The following is a 16,022-nucleotide window of genomic DNA, read 5'->3' as shown; positions in this document are numbered from 1 at the left end:
GCAAGATAAGAAAATCTGGCCTTTGCGCCTGAATGTTGCGGAGAAAAAGCATGGCGGGGAATGACCGCGAGCCAATAGGACGTAAGGGAAAGCCGACGCGTCCGGCGAAAGAAAAGGTAAGCCGTCGTCGCCTCAGAGATGAGGAGTATGACGATGACTATGAAGACGATTATGAGGATGAAGAACCGATGCCGCGTAAAGGGAAAGGCAAAGGGCGTAAGCCTCGTGGTAAGCGCGGCTGGTTCTGGCTGCTGCTGAAGCTGTTCATTGTTTTTGTTGTCCTGATCGCGATTTACGGCGTTTATCTGGATCAGAAGATCCGCAGCCGTATTGACGGGAAAGTCTGGCAATTGCCTGCGGCAGTGTACGGCCGCATGGTGAACCTTGAGCCGGACATGTCCATCAGCAAGAACGAGATGGTGAAGCTGCTGCAAGCCACGCAGTATCGTCAGGTCACGAAAATGACCCGTCCAGGCGAATTTACCGTCCAGGCGAAAAGTATTGAGATGATCCGCCGTCCGTTCGACTTCCCGGACAGTAAAGAAGGGCAGGTTCGCGCGCGTCTGACCTTTGACGGCGATCGTCTTGAAACCATTGAGAACATGGATAACGATCGCCAGTTCGGTTTCTTCCGTCTCGATCCGCGTCTCATCACCATGCTGTCGTCCGCAAACGGCGAACAGCGGCTGTTCGTGGCGCGTAACGGCTTCCCGGATTTGCTGGTGGATACCCTGCTGGCAACCGAAGATCGCCACTTCTACGAGCACGACGGTATCAGCCTTTACTCCATTGGTCGTGCGGTACTGGCGAACCTGACCGCCGGGCGTACGGTGCAGGGGGCGAGTACCCTGACCCAGCAGCTGGTGAAAAACCTGTTCCTCTCCAGCGAGCGCTCTTACTGGCGTAAAGCCAACGAAGCGTACATGGCTGTGCTGATGGATGCGCGCTACAGCAAGGATCGTATTCTTGAGCTGTACATGAACGAGGTGTACCTCGGTCAGAGCGGCGATAACGAGATCCGCGGCTTCCCGCTGGCGAGCCTGTACTACTTTGGCCGTCCGGTAGAAGAGCTGAGCCTTGACCAGCAGGCGCTGCTGGTGGGCATGGTGAAAGGCGCGTCGATCTACAACCCGTGGCGTAACCCGAAACTGGCGCTGGAGCGTCGTAACCTGGTGCTGCGTCTGCTGCAACAACAGCAGGTGATTGACCAGGAGCTGTACGACATGCTGAGCGCGCGTCCGCTGGGCGTTCAGCCGCGCGGTGGGGTGATCTCTCCGCAGCCTGCCTTTATGCAGATGGTGCGTCAGGAGTTGCAGTCTAAGCTCGGAGATAAAGTGAAAGATCTCTCAGGCGTGAAGATCTTTACCACCTTTGATTCCGTGGCGCAGGATGCGGCAGAAAAAGCGGCGGTAGAAGGTATTCCGGCGCTGAAAAAGCAGCGTAAGCTGAGCGATCTGGAAACCGCGATGGTAGTGGTTGACCGTAACACCGGCGAAGTTCGTGCCATGGTGGGCGGTGCTGAGCCGCAGTATGCGGGCTATAACCGCGCAATGCAGGCGCGTCGTTCGATTGGTTCTCTGGCAAAACCGGCAACCTACCTGACCGCGCTGAGCCAGCCGAACCTCTATCGACTGAACACCTGGATTGCCGATGCGCCAATCTCCCTGCGCCAGCCTAACGGCCAGGTATGGTCACCGCAGAACGATGACAGACAGTTCAGCGGTCAGGTGATGCTGGTGGATGCGTTAACCCGCTCGATGAACGTGCCAACGGTTAACCTCGGGATGGCGCTGGGCCTGCCAGCCATCACCGACACCTGGCAGAAGCTGGGCGTACCGAAAGATCAGCTGCACCCTGTGCCAGCGATGATTCTGGGGGCGCTTAACCTGACGCCAATCGAAGTGGCGCAGGCGTTCCAGACCATCGCCAGCGGCGGTAACCGAGCGCCGCTCTCCGCTCTGCGTTCGGTGATTGCCGAAGATGGCTCCGTGCTGTATCAGAGCTTCCCGCAGGCGGAGCGCGCTGTTCCGGCACAGGCGGCCTATATGACGCTGTGGACCATGCAGCAGGTGGTTCAGCGCGGTACCGGTCGTCAGCTGGGGGCGAAGTATCCTGGTCTGCATCTGGCGGGTAAAACCGGGACCACCAACAACAATGTCGATACCTGGTTCGCCGGTATTGATGGTCGTGAAGTGGTCATCACCTGGGTGGGGCGCGATAACAACCAGCCGACCAAACTGTATGGCGCGAGCGGTGCTATGTCGATTTACCAGCGCTACCTCGCGAATCAGTCTCCGGTGCCGCTGAACCTCGTTGCTCCGGAAGATATCGTCGATATGGGCGTGGACAGCTCGGGTAACTTCATTTGCGGCGGTGGCGTGCGTACGCTGCCGGTCTGGACGACCAACCCGGATGCGCTGTGCCAGCAAAGCCAGCCAGAAGAACCGACAGGTAACCCGTTCGATCAGTCTTCTCAACCTCAGCAGCCGCAGCAGCAACAGCCGCAGCAGCAGGAAGAGAAGAAAGACAGCGACGGCGTCGCCGGCTGGATCAAGGATATGTTCGGCGGGAACTAACCCTACTGATACCCCCTTCTCAGGAAGGGGGTATTTTTTCACCTCAGTAACTCATTTCCTTAACCCTGTTTACAATCCTTATTAACGACCCATTTTCCGTTGATTATTTCTTAAACCCTCAATTCTTGTAGGGCCGCATATCGCTTGCTATGCCGTCAGCGTTTCGCATATTATTCTGCGGTCATAATAATAATTCTCGTTTACGTTATCATTCACCTTTTCCATCAGAGATCCATCATGGCGCTTTCCAATACTGCTCAGCCAATTAACACGTCGCTGCGTAAACTCGCAGTCGTCGTAGCCACAGCGGTTGCCGGCATGTCTGCTTACGCACAGGCCGCTGAAACCCCCAAGAAAGAAGAAACCATCACCGTGACTGCCGCACCGGCTGCACAGGAAAGTGCCTGGGGTCCTGCACCGACGATTGCAGCAAAGCGCACTGCAACGGCGACGAAAACCGATACACCGATCGAGAAAACCCCGCAGTCTATTTCCGTGGTTACACGTGAAGAGATGGACATGAAACAGCCGGGAACGGTTAAACAGGCGCTGGCCTATACCCCAAGCGTTTTCGCAACGCGCGGCGCATCAACAACTTACGATGTGGTTTCGATTCGTGGTTTCACGACCTCCAGCACCGTGAATACCAACCAGTATCTGGATGGTATGAAGTTGCAGGGAGACAACTACTCTGAAGCGTCCATGGACCCGTACTTCCTTGAGCGCGTAGAGCTGCTGCGTGGCCCGACGTCTGTACTGTATGGCAAAAGCCATCCTGGCGGCGTAGTGAGTATGGTCAGCAAGCGTCCAACCACGGAACCGTTGAAAGAAATTCAGTTCAAAATGGGGACGGATAACCTCTGGCAGACCGGTTTTGATTTCAGCGACGCGATTGACGATGACGGCGTGTGGTCCTACCGTCTGACCGGTCTGGGGCGCAGTGAAAATGCGCAGCAGGAAATGGTGAAGTCTACTCGTTACGCGATTGCGCCGTCTTTCAGCTGGCGCCCTGATGATAAAACCGATTTCACTTTCCTGAGCAACTTCCAGAGCGATCCGGATGCGGGTTACTACGGCTGGCTGCCGCGTGAAGGTACCGTTGTGCCTTACTATGATGCTAACGGAAAAGCGCACAAACTGCCGACCGACTTCAACGAAGGCGATGAAGACAATAAGATCTCCCGTCGTCAAAAAATGGTGGGTTACAGCTTCGCGCATGAATTCAACGACACCTTCACCGTGCGTCAGAACCTGCGTTATACCAAAATCAACACGCTTTACCGTTCAGTTTACGGTAACGGCTATATCGCCCCGGCCCAGATCAGCCGCGCGTACGTGCGCTCAGATGAAGACCTCAACTCGTTCACGGTTGATACACAGCTCCAGTCGAAATTCGCGACCGGCGCCGTTGACCATACCCTGCTGACAGGTGTGGATTACCTTCGTATGCGCAATGACATTGATGCTGACTACGGTACCGCCGATCCGATCAGTATGAACAATCCGCAGCACGGCAATGCGAACGTTAATGTGAACTTCCCGTATGCCATGCTCAATCGCCAGGAGCAGACCGGGCTCTATGCGCAGGATCAGGCGGAATGGGATAAGTGGGTACTCACCCTGGGTGGCCGCTATGACTTTGCGAAAACGTCTGCCTTTAACCGTAATAACGGAACCACCGCGGAAATTAACGATCAGGCATTTACCTGGCGCGGGGGGATTAACTACCTGTTCGACAACGGGATTACACCATACTTCAGCTACAGTGAATCTTTCGAACCGCTCTCTGGCACTACTCAGGGTGGTAAACCGTTCGATCCGGCACGCGGCAAGCAATATGAAGCGGGCGTGAAGTATGTTCCAAAAGATCTGCCTGTTGTGGTGACGGCAGCGGTATACCAGCTGACCAAGAACAATAACCTGACCGCCGATCCGGCGAACCCGACCAGCGGCTTCAGCGTGCAGGGCGGTGAAATTCGCTCCCGTGGCTTTGAGCTGGAAGCGAAAGCGGCGGTGTCGGCTAACGTGAACGTGACGGCGGCCTACAGCTACACCGATGCGGAATACACCCACGATACCTGGTATGAAGGTCGTCGTCCGGCAGAAGTACCGCGCAACATGGCATCCCTGTGGGCGGATTACACCTTCCACGAGACGGCGCTGAGTGGCCTGACCGTCGGTGCAGGCGCGCGTTACATCGGTAACACGGTGACGTACTACTCCTCAGCGTCGCCTAAAGCCTATGAGTCCTTTAACGTCGCGGGTTATGCCCTGGCGGATGCGACCGTGAAATACGATCTGGCGCGCTTCGGTCTGCCGGGCTCTTCCGTCGGCGTCAACGTGAACAACATCTTTGACCGTGAATACGTCTCCAGCTGCTACAGCGAGTATGCATGCTACTGGGGAGCAGGACGCCAGGTTGTTGCCACGGCGACCTTCCGCTTCTAACCTCTTTATGGGCACGGTTCGCCGTGCCCTTTTTATTTAAGTTGGCTGACATGCAGGATAACAAAACGCAATCCGACTCCACCTTCACGCTCAATAATCTCTCCTTTCGCGTACCCGGGCGCACCTTGCTGCATCCGCTCTCTTTGACGTTTCCCGCAGGTAAAGTGACCGGTTTAATCGGGCACAATGGTTCCGGTAAATCGACGCTGCTGAAGATGCTGGGCCGTCATCAGCCACCGTCCGAGGGCGACATTTTGCTGGATGACCAGCCGCTGGCGAGCTGGAGCAGTAAGGCCTTTGCCCGCAAGGTGGCCTATCTGCCGCAGCAGTTGCCGCAGGCGGAGGGGATGACGGTGCGCGAACTGGTGGCGATTGGACGTTATCCGTGGCACGGTGCGCTCGGGCGTTTTGGCGTTGCTGACAGAGAGAAAGTGGAAGAGGCGATCGCGCTGGTGGGATTAAAACCGCTGGCGCACCGTCTGGTGGATAGCCTGTCCGGTGGCGAGCGTCAGCGCGCATGGATCGCAATGCTGGTGGCGCAGGACAGCCGCTGCCTGCTGCTCGACGAACCCACGTCGGCGCTGGATATTGCTCATCAGGTTGACGTGCTGGCGCTGGTGCATCGCTTAAGTCAGCAGCGCGGCCTGACGGTGATTGCCGTTCTGCATGATATCAACATGGCGGCACGCTATTGCGACTATCTGGTAGCGCTGCGCGGCGGTGAAATGATCGCTCAGGGTACGCCTGCCGAACTGATGCGTAGCGAAACGCTGGAACATATCTACGGTATTCCTATGGGCATCCTGCCTCACCCGGCCGGGGCTGCACCCGTGAGCTTTGTCTACTGATGCTGGATTCAACATTCATTAGCCGCCGTCGCCTGCTGACGGCCATGGCGCTCTCACCGCTGCTGTTAAAGATGGGCCCGGCCCGCGCTGCCGCTATCGATCCGCACCGCATCGTGGCGCTGGAGTGGTTGCCCGTTGAACTGATGATGGCGCTGGGCGTGACGCCTTACGGTGTGGCCGATATTCCCAACTACACCCTGTGGGTGAATGAGCCAAAACTGCCGGACTCCGTCATCGACATCGGTCTGCGTACGGAGCCGAACCTTGAGCTTCTCACCCAGATGAAACCGTCTTATTTATTCTGGTCTGCGGGGTATGGTCCGTCGGAAGAGACCATGGCGAAGATTGCGCCCGGACGGGGCTTTTCCTTTAGCGACGGTAAAAAGCCGCTGACCATGGCAAAAAATTCCATCCACGAGATGGCGCAGTTCCTCAACCGTGAGGCTCAGGCGAAAAAACATCTCGATGAATTTGATGCGCTGATTGATTCCCTTAAGCCGCGCTTTGCCCACCGTGGCGATCGGCCTTTGCTGATGGTGACCCTGCTGGATGCCCGCCATATGCTGGTCTTTGGAAATAACTGTCTGTTCCAGGAAGTGCTCGACAGCTTTGGCATTCGCAATGCCTGGGAAGGCGAGATGACGTTCTGGGGCAGTACCGCCGTGGGGATTGACCGTTTGGCGGCGTTTCGTGATGTGGACGTGCTGTGCTTTGACCACGGCAATGAGCGCGAGATGCAAACCCTGATGGCGACCCCGCTCTGGCAGGCAATGCCGTTCGTCCGCGAGCAGCGCTTCCTGCGCGCGCCAGCGGTATGGTTCTACGGCGCGACGCTGTCGGCCATGCATTTTGCCCGCGTGCTGGACAATGCACTGGGAGGCAAGGCATGAGCACGCGTATGGCCCGTTTCCCGATGTTACTGTTAGCGCTCATTTTTCTGGCTGCCCTGGCGTTAACCGGCTTTAACCTGACCACGGCGTTGCCGCGCGATCAGTGGGCAGCCGCGTTTGCCGCACCGGATATCGATAATATTCAGCAAATGCTGTTCCACTACAGCCTGCTGCCGCGTCTGGCTATCTCCCTGCTGGTCGGGGCGGGACTGGGACTGGTGGGCGTACTGTTTCAGCAGGTGCTACGTAACCCGCTGGCGGAGCCGACTACGCTGGGCGTGGCGACGGGGGCTCAGTTGGGGATCACCATCACCACTCTCTGGACCCTGCCGGGAGCGTTAACCTCGCAGTTTGCCGCGCTGGCAGGCGCATGCGTGGTCGGTGCGCTGGTCTTTGGCGTGGCCTGGGGAAAACGTCTCTCGCCGGTCACGCTGATCCTCGCGGGGCTGGTCGTCAGCCTCTACTGTGGGGCGATCAACCAGCTGCTGGTGCTGTTTCACCACGACCAGTTGCAAAGCATGTTTATGTGGAGTACCGGCACGCTCACCCAGACCGACTGGAGTATCGTCCAGCGCCTGTGGCCGCAGCTGTTTGGCGGCGTGGTGCTGACACTGCTGCTGCTGCGTCCGCTCACGCTGATGGGCCTGGACGACGGCGTGGCGCGCAATCTCGGGCTGGCGCTGTCGCTGGCGCGTCTGGCGGCCCTGACCCTGGCGATTGTGCTCAGCGCGTTACTGGTTAACGCCGTCGGCATCATCGGCTTTATCGGCCTGTTTGCGCCGCTGCTGGCAAAAATGCTCGGCGCACGCCGTCTGCTGGCGCGCCTGATGCTGGCGCCGCTGATTGGTGCGCTGATCCTCTGGCTTTCCGATCAGCTCATTCTCTGGCTGGCGCGCGTCTGGATGGAAGTTTCCACGGGCTCGGTGACGGCCCTGATCGGCGCGCCGCTGCTGCTGTGGCTCTTGCCGCGCCTGCGCAGCATTAGCGCCCCGGCAATGGATGCCGGCGATAAAGTACATGCTGAGCGTCAGTCGGTGGTGTGGTTCAGCCTTGCCGGACTGGCAGTGCTGGTTATCGCCTCGTTTGCCGCACTCTCGCTGGGACGCGACGCCACGGGCTGGCACTGGGCGACGGGGGATTTGTTGCATGAACTCATGCAGTGGCGCTGGCCGCGGATCTTCTCCGCGCTGATTGCGGGCGTCATGCTGGCGGTGGCGGGCTGTATTATCCAGCGTCTCACCGGCAACCCGATGGCAAGCCCGGAAGTATTAGGGATCAGCTCCGGGGCCGCGTTTGGCGTAGTGTTGATGTTGTTCCTCGTGCCGGGAAATGCATTCGGCTGGCTGATGCCTGCCGGGAGTATCGGTGCGGCAGTCACGCTGATGATTATCCTGATCGCCTCCGGGCGCGGCGGTTTCTCGCCTCACCGCATGCTGCTGGCCGGGATGGCGCTGAGCACCGCGTTTACCATGCTGCTGATGATGTTGCAGGCGAGCGGCGATCCGCGCATGGCGCAGATCCTGACCTGGATCTCCGGCTCGACGTACAACGCCACCGGCAGCCAGGTGGTACATACCGGGATCGTGATGATCGTACTGCTGGCGATAGTGCCGCTGTGCCGCCGCTGGATGACCATTCTGCCGCTGGGCGGGGACACCGCGCGCGCGGTTGGGCTGGCGCTGACGCCAACGCGTATCGCCCTGCTGCTGCTGGCCGCGTGCCTGACGGCGACGGCCACCATGACCATTGGCCCGCTCAGTTTTGTCGGATTAATGGCGCCGCATATCGCCCGTATGATGGGCTTCCGCAGGACTTTGCCACATATCGCGATCTCTGCCCTGACGGGCGGGGCGATCCTGGTCTTTGCTGACTGGTGCGGAAGGATGGTGCTGTTCCCGTATCAGATCCCGGCGGGCCTGCTGTCGACCTTTATCGGCGCGCCGTACTTTATATATCTGTTGAGAAAGCAGAGTCGGTAATAAAAGTACACGGCAATCCTTAGATTGCCGTTTTAGCGTTTGCTCCCTCTCCCTGTAGGAGAGGGCTGGGGTGAGGGCATCAAGCCGCACATTTTACAGCTTCGCAAACACCTTACGCGCTGCGTCGATGGTGTTATTGATATCTTCTTCGCTGTGTGCCACGGACATAAAGCCCGCTTCAAACGCTGACGGGGCCAGATACACGCCTTCTTCCAGCATCAGGTGGAAGAAGCGTTTGAAGCGTTCCACGTCGCATTTCACCACGTCCTGATAGCAGGTCACGGTTTTCGCCTCGGTGAAGAAAATCCCGAACATCCCGCCGACGTGGTTTACCACCAGCGGAATACCCGCGTCTTCTGCGGCTTCCAGCAGACCGTTTGCCAGCTGCGTCGTCCGGTCCGTCAGGGTTTGGTGGATGCCCGGCTGCGCCACTTCGGTCAGACAGGCAAAGCCCGCCGCCATCGCAATCGGGTTACCGGAGAGCGTACCCGCCTGGTAAACCGGACCGGTTGGCGCCAGCGCGTCCATTACGTCCTTACGGCCGCCAAACGCGCCGACAGGCATGCCGCCGCCAATGATCTTGCCGAGGCAGGTCAGATCCGGCTCGACGCCGTAGTATGACTGCGCCCCCGCCAGTGCGACGCGGAAACCGGTCATCACTTCGTCGATGATCAGCAGCGCGCCGAACTCATCGCACAGCGCACGCAGGCCCGGCAGGAAATCCGGCTGCGGTGGGATACAGTTCATGTTGCCCGCAACTGGCTCAACGATAATGCAGGCGATCTCCTGCGGATACTGCTCGAACGCCGCGCGAACGGTGTCCAGATCGTTATAGGTGCAGGTGAGGGTGTGTTTTGCGAAGTCAGCCGGCACGCCCGGAGAGTTAGGCTGACCGAGCGTCAGCGCGCCGGAACCGGCTTTTACCAGCAGGCAGTCGGCGTGGCCATGGTAACAGCCTTCGAACTTGATAATCTTGTCACGGCCGGTAAAGCCGCGCGCCAGACGGATGGCGCTCATGGTCGCTTCCGTACCGGAGTTCACCATACGTACCATGTCCATTGTCGGCACCAGCTCGGTGACCAGCTCCGCCATTTTGACTTCCATCTCGGTTGGCGCACCGAAGCTCAGGCCGCGCTGAGCGGCTTCAATCACCGCGTTGCGGATCGCCGGGTGGTTGTGGCCCAGTACCATCGGGCCCCAGGAGCCGACGTAATCGACATAGGCTTTACCATCCACATCATACAGATATGCGCCATCCGCACGTTCGATAAACAGCGGGGTGCCACCCACGCCGGTAAAGGCGCGCACCGGTGAGTTTACGCCGCCTGGGATAAGCTCGCGGGCTGCGCTGTAGAGGTTTTCAGACTTGCTCATGGCGTCGTTCCTGGTTCGTAGAAATAAGTTAAGGAGACTATTCTAAGTGATCCGGATGAGGTTATAAAATTTTTGCCCCGTAAAGGGCTTAACAATTGTTAAGTATTTTTCAGGGGACGAGGGGACTGTCTCTGGTAAAATCCCTGCGGCCATTTGTATGACGAAACAGAACAGGTAATGAACGAGAACACTCCGTCTTTTGAACAACAGCAGTTTACGCGCGCGAAGCGCCGGGTCAGCATCCGGCGGCTGCTCAACCGTGACAAAACCCCGTTGGCCATTCTGCTGGCAGCTGCCGTTGTGGGCACGCTGGCCGGTCTCGTGGGCGTCGCGTTTGAAAAAGCCGTCAACGCGGTGCTCAACTGGCGCATAGGCACCGTCGCCAGCTTTGCGGATCGGGAATGGCTGGTCTGGGTGTGGGCCTTTGGCCTTTCGGCCCTGTTTGCCATGGTGGGCTATTTCCTGGTACGTAAATTCGCACCCGAAGCGGGCGGCTCGGGGATCCCGGAAATTGAAGGGGCGCTGGAGGAGCTACGCCCGGTTCGCTGGTGGCGGGTACTTCCTGTGAAATTTATCGGCGGGATGGGAACGCTCGGGGCGGGCATGGTGCTCGGTCGGGAAGGGCCAACGGTACAGCTGGGCGGTAACGTCGGGCGCATGGTCGGCGATCTGTTCCGTATGCGCAGCGCCGAAGCACGGCATACGTTGCTGGCGACGGGGGCGGCGGCGGGGCTGTCTGCGGCGTTTAACGCGCCGCTGGCGGGTATCCTGTTTATCATTGAAGAGATGCGCGCCCAGTTCCGCTACAACCTGATCTCCATTAAAGCGGTGTTTACCGGCGTGATTATGTCGAGCATTGTCTTTCGCGTCTTTAATGGCGAAGGGGCGGTGATTGAAGTTGGCAAGCTGACCAATGCGCCGGTCAATACTTTGTGGCTGTATCTGGTTCTTGGGATGATTTTTGGCGTCGTTGGCCCGCTTTTTAACACCCTGATTTTACGGGCTCAGGATATGTTTCAGCGCATCCATGGCGGAAATACCACGAAATGGGTGCTGGTGGGGGGCCTGCTTGGCGGCGTGTGCGGGATCCTCGGCTTTATCGAACCGAACGCGGCGGGCGGCGGTTTCGGGCTGATTCCCATTGCCGCGGCGGGGAATTTCAGCGTGGGGCTGCTGCTGTTTATGTTTATCTCGCGGGTTATCACGACCGTGCTGTGCTTCTCCTCCGGCGCACCGGGCGGCATATTTGCCCCGATGCTGGCGCTGGGAACGCTGCTGGGCACGGCGTTTGGCATGGCGGCAGCGGTTGGCTTCCCGGCCTATCATCTGGACGCGGGGACGTTTGCGGTGGCGGGAATGGGGGCGCTGCTGGCGGCCTCCCTGCGCGCGCCGCTTACCGGGATCGTACTGGTGCTGGAAATGACCGACAATTACCAGCTCATTTTGCCAATGATCATTACCTGTCTCGGCGCGACACTATTAGCCCAATTCCTGGGTGGAAAACCGCTATACTCCACCATTCTTGCCCGTACCCTGGCGAAACAGGAAGCTGAACAGGCCCTGAAGCAGAATGCTTGAATGAATTACCAGGGTATTAGATAATGACAAAAAGAATTGGGTGATTTTTGCCCAATAGCAGTCGCAGTATTCATGGGAGCATAAGATGAGTGATGACGTAGCGTTGCCGCTGGAATTTACCGAAGCAGCAGCGAAAAAAGTGAAAACCCTGATTGCCGACGAGGACAATCCGGATCTGAAACTGCGTGTTTATATTACCGGCGGCGGCTGTAGTGGCTTCCAGTATGGTTTTACCTTTGACGACCAGGTTAACGATGGTGATATGACTATCGAGAAACAGGGCGTCGCGCTGGTGGTTGATCCGATGAGCCTGCAATATCTGGTGGGCGGTTCAGTGGACTACACTGAAGGTCTGGAAGGTTCGCGCTTTGTGGTGACTAACCCGAATGCGACCAGCACCTGCGGGTGTGGTTCTTCATTCAGTATTTAAACCTGAATGCAAATTGTAGGCCCGGTAAGCGAAGCGCCACCGGGCTTATAAACGATACCTATCTTGAATTTTCATCCAGTGCAAAGGTCGGCAGCTTCAGGTGCCAGCGTATCGCCGCTAAACGGATCACCAGCGTGACCACCATCCCCAGCATCGCCGCGTTTTCCAGCGGGACAGCAAAAGTGTAATACGCCGTGGCGTGAACGATCCCCCCGATGATACAGGCCGTCGCGTAGATTTCCGTTCGCAGGATCATCGGGACTTCTCGCGCCAGTATGTCGCGAATAATCCCTCCGCCCACGCCAGTTAACACCCCCATGCAGATCGCCACCAGCGGGCCAGTCCCGGCAATAAAGGCTTTGTTCACGCCTATTCCCACAAAGACCGCCAGACCGACGGCATCCAGCACCGGTAATATCCATTTTGGCAGTCTGCGAGGCTGACGAACCAGCACGATGGTTAACAGGCAGGTGACCATCGCCACCACCAGATCCGTGGGATCTTTTACCCAAAATACCGGGCCATTTGCCAGCGCCATATCGCGGATCGTTCCGCCTCCCACCGCCGTAACGACGCCGAGCACCAGTACGCCAAAAGGATCCATGCGTAGTTTTCCGGCAAGCAAAACGCCGGAGATAGCAAAAACGGCTGTGCCAAGAATATCCAGCCAATACACGAGCATCGTTAAATCCTCGAAGGGGGTATTTATCTGTTTGAGTGACTCTCTGCCAGTTCGGCGCAGAGTTGTTTTGCGGCGAGGATAATACGCGGGCTGGCGCGTTCAAACCAGTCGCTGTTGAGTGCGATGACCGGAATTTTAAGCTGCCGATGCCAGAATTGTTCTATTTTAGGAATCTCGCTCGCATTTCCGACCACCACAATGGCCTGCGGTTGTCGCGCCAGAACCTGCTCACGACTGACCTGGGGCCAGGGGACCCGGCTTTCGGCAAAGATATTTTCACCTCCACAGGTTTCAAGCACCTGGTTCTGGATCGAACCTTTCCCGGTAGTGAACAGCGGCTGGCTGCCAAATTGCAGAAAAACGCGTTGTTTCGGTTGCGTGCCGTATCGGGCTTTTAGCGCGGCATAGTCGTTGAGCATCTGCTGTGCAGCCTGTCCGGCGCGTTGGGGGGTAGGGCTGAAGGGCGCGAGGTCACGGAGGGTTTGCGACACCTGTTCGATGCTCACCGCGTCCACCCATTTAACCGTTATTCCCAGCGAAGAGAGCTGGTTTACCTGCCGTTCGGCATTACCGCCGCGCCAGGCGAGTACCAGATCGGGCTTTAGCGCAACGATGCGTTCCAGATTCATTCCCTGCCAGGTGGCAACCTGTTCGATTTGGGCGGCCTGCGGTGGATAATCGGAAAAGCTGCTCACCGCAACGGGCGTGATCCCGGCGGCAAAAGCCAGTTCCGTATTGGCAGGGGAGAGTGTGATCACCCGCGGCGCGGCGATGAGCCAGGCCGGAGCGAACAGAAGCAGGACGACCAGCGCCCTGAATGACACCTTACCCACGCGCCAGTTTCTGCACCAGGGTTTCCACCATCACGGTGGACTGCTTGGCCGCAACGGCCAGGAACTCGTCGAAGCTGATGTGGGACTGCTGGTCCGCTACGTCAGAGATCGCGCGAACGACCACGAACGGCACGCTGAAGTTATGGCACACGTGCGCAATGGCCGTGGCTTCCATCTCAACGGCCACAGCCTGCGGGAAGTTATGACGGATTTTCGCCAGACCAACAGAGCCGTTGATAAAGGCATCGCCGCTGACGATCAGGCCACGCACCGCATTGAGGTTCAGCTCGTTGATGCAGCTTTCAGCGGCGGCAATCAGCTTATCATCCGCTTTAAACCCGGCCGGGCAGCCCGGAAGCTGACCATATTCGTAGCCGAATGCGGTGACATCTGCATCGTGATAACGCGCTTCGTCGGAAACCACGATATCGCCCACTTTCAGCGTCGGCGCCAGACCGCCCGCAGAACCCGTATTAATGATAACGTCAGGCTTGCAGCGCTCAAGCAGCAGGGTCGCGCCCAGTGCCGCTGCAACTTTACCGATGCCTGATTTCAGCAGAGCCACGTCAACACCGTTCAGCTGGCCGGTGTAGATCTCACAGCCACCGAGGGAGAGGGTCTGACGGTTCTCAATTTTGTCACGCAGCAGCGTAACTTCTTCTTCCATTGCACCAATAATGCCGATTTTCATAGATTTACTCGCGATGTGCCTTGTTAAGATGCATAGTCTATCATGCGGTTAAGGGGAAACGCATTCTCACGCGGGGGAGCACATGGCACCAATCGATTTTCGCACCAAAATTAACTGGCACCGACGTTTCCGTTCGCCACAGGGCGATAAGAGCGAACATGAGATCCTGCGCATTTTTGAAAGCGATCGCGGACGCATCATCAATTCGCCCGCCATCCGCCGGTTACAGCAAAAAACCCAGGTGTTCCCGCTGGAGCGTAACGCCGCGGTGCGTACGCGGTTAACGCACTCCATGGAAGTGCAGCAGGTGGGGCGCTACATTGCGAAAGAGATCCTCAGCCGCCTTAAAGAGCAACGTCTGCTGGAAACCTACGGACTGGATGAACTCACCGGCCCGTTCGAAAGCATCGTTGAGATGGCCTGCCTGATGCACGATATCGGCAATCCTCCCTTTGGTCATTTCGGCGAGGCCGCCATCAATGACTGGTTTAAACAGCGGCTTTTTCCCTCTGATGCCATAAGCCAGCCGCTCAGCGATGACCGCTGTGTGGTACGCGATTTACGCCTGCGTGAAGGTGAAGATAGCCTGAACGATCTGCGCCGTAAGGTGCGCCAGGATCTGTGTCATTTCGAAGGTAACGCGCAGGGGATCCGTTTGGTGCACTCCCTGATGCGGATGAATCTGACCTGGGCCCAGGTGGGCTGTATTCTTAAATACACGCGTCCCGCGTGGTGGACCGGAGAAACGCCCGCCACGCATAGCTACCTGATGAAAAAACCGGGCTATTACTTATCGGAAGAAGCATATATCGCGCGGTTGCGTAAAGAACTGTCTCTGACCCCCAATGGCCGTTTTCCATTGACATGGATTATGGAAGCGGCTGATGACATTTCTTATTGCGTGGCCGATCTGGAAGACGCGGTGGAAAAAAGAATATTCAGCGTCGAGGAGCTCTATCAGCATCTTCATGATGCCTGGGGAGAGCATGAAAAAGGTTCTCTGTTTGCGCAGGTCGTCGAGAATGCCTGGGATAAATCGCGTTCAAATTCGCTGAGCCGCAGTACCGAAGATCAGTTCTTTATGTATTTGCGAGTAAACACGCTGAATAAACTGGTGCCGTATGCGGCCGCCCGTTTCATTGATAATTTGCCGATGATATTTAGCGGGGAATTTAATCACGCCCTGCTGGAAGATGATAGCAGTTTTAGCCAGCTTCTTGAATTATATAAAAACGTGGCTGTTCGCCATGTTTTCAGCCACCCGGATGTCGAACAGCTGGAGCTGCAAGGATACCGGGTTATCAGCGGGTTGCTGGAAATTTATGGCCCGCTGCTCCAGCTAACGGTCGATGAGTTTAGCGAGCTGGTCGAAAATGAACGTGTTCGCCGCCTGCCGATTGAATCTCGTCTCTATCAGAAGCTTTCAACGCGCCACCGGCTGGCATACATTGAAGCCGTCAGTAAAATAGATCGTCATTCTTCCCAATGGCCAGTCATGGAATATTATTATCGCTGTCGTCTTATCCAGGACTATATCAGCGGGATGACAGATTTGTATGCCTGGGATGAATACCGCAAGCTTATGGCCGTTGAATAAGCCATGAGTTTTGTAAAGACGACCAATAAATTTTTACTTTTTCCATAAACTTAATCCCGGAACTAAGCGGTATAAAACGAATCTGAGTTACACAGC

At 57.3% G+C, this 16,022-nt stretch carries 12 protein-coding genes; 8 read left to right on the top strand and 4 right to left on the bottom strand.

Annotated elements, in window-relative coordinates; genetic code table 11:
* Window positions 1-50 precede the first annotated feature (50 nt).
* The 5 genes from mrcB to fhuB all read left to right on the top strand — a co-directional run bounded on the left by mrcB (window position 51) and on the right by fhuB (window position 8,741).
* Entirely contained in the window at window positions 51-2,576 is a 2,526-nt protein-coding gene (mrcB, locus tag CU081_RS23600) for a bifunctional glycosyl transferase/transpeptidase (protein WP_003856245.1), read from the top strand.
* Window positions 2,577-2,813: 237 nt separating this feature from the next.
* Window positions 2,814-5,024 (top strand): ferrichrome porin FhuA, encoded by a 2,211-nt coding sequence (gene fhuA / locus CU081_RS23595; RefSeq protein WP_003856244.1) that lies wholly within the window; start codon window positions 2,814-2,816, stop codon window positions 5,022-5,024.
* A 50-nt stretch (window positions 5,025-5,074) separates the two neighbouring features.
* A complete protein-coding gene (gene fhuC, locus CU081_RS23590; RefSeq protein ID WP_003856242.1) occupies window positions 5,075-5,872 on the top strand; it encodes a Fe3+-hydroxamate ABC transporter ATP-binding protein FhuC in 798 nt (265 codons plus the stop codon).
* Window positions 5,872-6,762 carry a Fe(3+)-hydroxamate ABC transporter substrate-binding protein FhuD gene (fhuD, locus tag CU081_RS23585; protein ID WP_003856240.1) on the top strand — a complete coding sequence of 297 codons (891 nt, stop codon included), beginning with the start codon at window positions 5,872-5,874 and terminating at the stop codon, window positions 6,760-6,762. The genes fhuC and fhuD overlap by 1 nt, the downstream gene beginning before the upstream one ends.
* Window positions 6,759-8,741, top strand: a complete 1,983-nt coding sequence (gene fhuB, locus CU081_RS23580; RefSeq protein WP_003856237.1) for a Fe(3+)-hydroxamate ABC transporter permease FhuB — start codon at window positions 6,759-6,761, stop codon at window positions 8,739-8,741. The genes fhuD and fhuB overlap by 4 nt, the downstream gene beginning before the upstream one ends.
* Window positions 8,742-8,834: 93 nt before the next feature.
* Here fhuB and hemL read toward each other — a convergent pair whose 3' ends face one another.
* Window positions 8,835-10,115, bottom strand: coding sequence for a glutamate-1-semialdehyde 2,1-aminomutase (gene hemL, locus CU081_RS23575; protein WP_003856235.1), 1,281 nt, complete (start codon window positions 10,113-10,115; stop codon window positions 8,835-8,837).
* A gap of 177 nt (window positions 10,116-10,292) precedes the next feature.
* Between hemL and clcA the strand changes: the two genes are divergently transcribed.
* A complete protein-coding gene (gene clcA / locus CU081_RS23570; protein ID WP_003856233.1) occupies window positions 10,293-11,693 on the top strand; it encodes a H(+)/Cl(-) exchange transporter ClcA in 1,401 nt (466 codons plus the stop codon).
* Window positions 11,694-11,778: 85 nt separating this feature from the next.
* Window positions 11,779-12,123 carry an iron-sulfur cluster insertion protein ErpA gene (gene erpA, locus CU081_RS23565; RefSeq protein WP_003856230.1) on the top strand — a complete coding sequence of 115 codons (345 nt, stop codon included), beginning with the start codon at window positions 11,779-11,781 and terminating at the stop codon, window positions 12,121-12,123.
* Between the two features lie 58 nt (window positions 12,124-12,181).
* Here the strand turns inward: erpA and CU081_RS23560 are convergent, their stop codons facing one another.
* The 3 genes from CU081_RS23560 to mtnN are packed head-to-tail and all read right to left on the bottom strand — an operon-like array spanning window position 12,182 to window position 14,329.
* Window positions 12,182-12,805 carry a TRIC cation channel family protein gene (locus CU081_RS23560; protein WP_003856227.1) on the bottom strand — a complete coding sequence of 208 codons (624 nt, stop codon included), beginning with the start codon at window positions 12,803-12,805 and terminating at the stop codon, window positions 12,182-12,184.
* Between the two features lie 23 nt (window positions 12,806-12,828).
* Window positions 12,829-13,638, bottom strand: coding sequence for a vitamin B12 ABC transporter substrate-binding protein BtuF (btuF, locus tag CU081_RS23555; RefSeq protein WP_003856225.1), 810 nt, complete (start codon window positions 13,636-13,638; stop codon window positions 12,829-12,831).
* Window positions 13,631-14,329: a 5'-methylthioadenosine/S-adenosylhomocysteine nucleosidase gene (gene mtnN / locus CU081_RS23550; protein WP_003856223.1), complete on the bottom strand. Its 699-nt coding sequence runs from the start codon at window positions 14,327-14,329 to the stop codon at window positions 13,631-13,633. The genes btuF and mtnN overlap by 8 nt, the downstream gene beginning before the upstream one ends.
* Window positions 14,330-14,411: 82 nt before the next feature.
* Between mtnN and dgt the strand changes: the two genes are divergently transcribed.
* Window positions 14,412-15,926 carry a dGTPase gene (gene dgt / locus CU081_RS23545; RefSeq protein ID WP_022650414.1) on the top strand — a complete coding sequence of 505 codons (1,515 nt, stop codon included), beginning with the start codon at window positions 14,412-14,414 and terminating at the stop codon, window positions 15,924-15,926.
* Window positions 15,927-16,022: the final 96 nt, after the last annotated feature.

This window comes from Enterobacter sp. CRENT-193, assembly GCF_002787395.1.
GTDB lineage: Bacteria > Pseudomonadota > Gammaproteobacteria > Enterobacterales > Enterobacteriaceae > Enterobacter > Enterobacter hormaechei_C.
The sequence above is the reverse complement of the archived record's forward strand: the minus strand, read 5'-3'. Positions and strand labels throughout refer to the sequence as shown.

Excerpts from the sequence above, each read along its gene's own strand:
- mrcB (WP_003856245.1), top strand. The coding sequence starts at position 51 with ATGGCGGGGAATGACCGCGAGCCAATAGGACGTAAGGGAAAGCCGACG.
- fhuA (WP_003856244.1), top strand. The coding sequence starts at position 2,814 with ATGGCGCTTTCCAATACTGCTCAGCCAATTAACACGTCGCTGCGTAAA.
- CU081_RS23560 (WP_003856227.1), bottom strand. The coding sequence starts at position 12,805 with ATGCTCGTGTATTGGCTGGATATTCTTGGCACAGCCGTTTTTGCTATC.
- hemL (WP_003856235.1), bottom strand. The coding sequence starts at position 10,115 with ATGAGCAAGTCTGAAAACCTCTACAGCGCAGCCCGCGAGCTTATCCCA.
- clcA (WP_003856233.1), top strand. The coding sequence starts at position 10,293 with ATGAACGAGAACACTCCGTCTTTTGAACAACAGCAGTTTACGCGCGCG.
- mtnN (WP_003856223.1), bottom strand. The coding sequence starts at position 14,329 with ATGAAAATCGGCATTATTGGTGCAATGGAAGAAGAAGTTACGCTGCTG.
- fhuB (WP_003856237.1), top strand. The coding sequence starts at position 6,759 with ATGAGCACGCGTATGGCCCGTTTCCCGATGTTACTGTTAGCGCTCATT.
- fhuC (WP_003856242.1), top strand. The coding sequence starts at position 5,075 with ATGCAGGATAACAAAACGCAATCCGACTCCACCTTCACGCTCAATAAT.
- dgt (WP_022650414.1), top strand. The coding sequence starts at position 14,412 with ATGGCACCAATCGATTTTCGCACCAAAATTAACTGGCACCGACGTTTC.
- erpA (WP_003856230.1), top strand. The coding sequence starts at position 11,779 with ATGAGTGATGACGTAGCGTTGCCGCTGGAATTTACCGAAGCAGCAGCG.
- fhuD (WP_003856240.1), top strand. The coding sequence starts at position 5,872 with ATGCTGGATTCAACATTCATTAGCCGCCGTCGCCTGCTGACGGCCATG.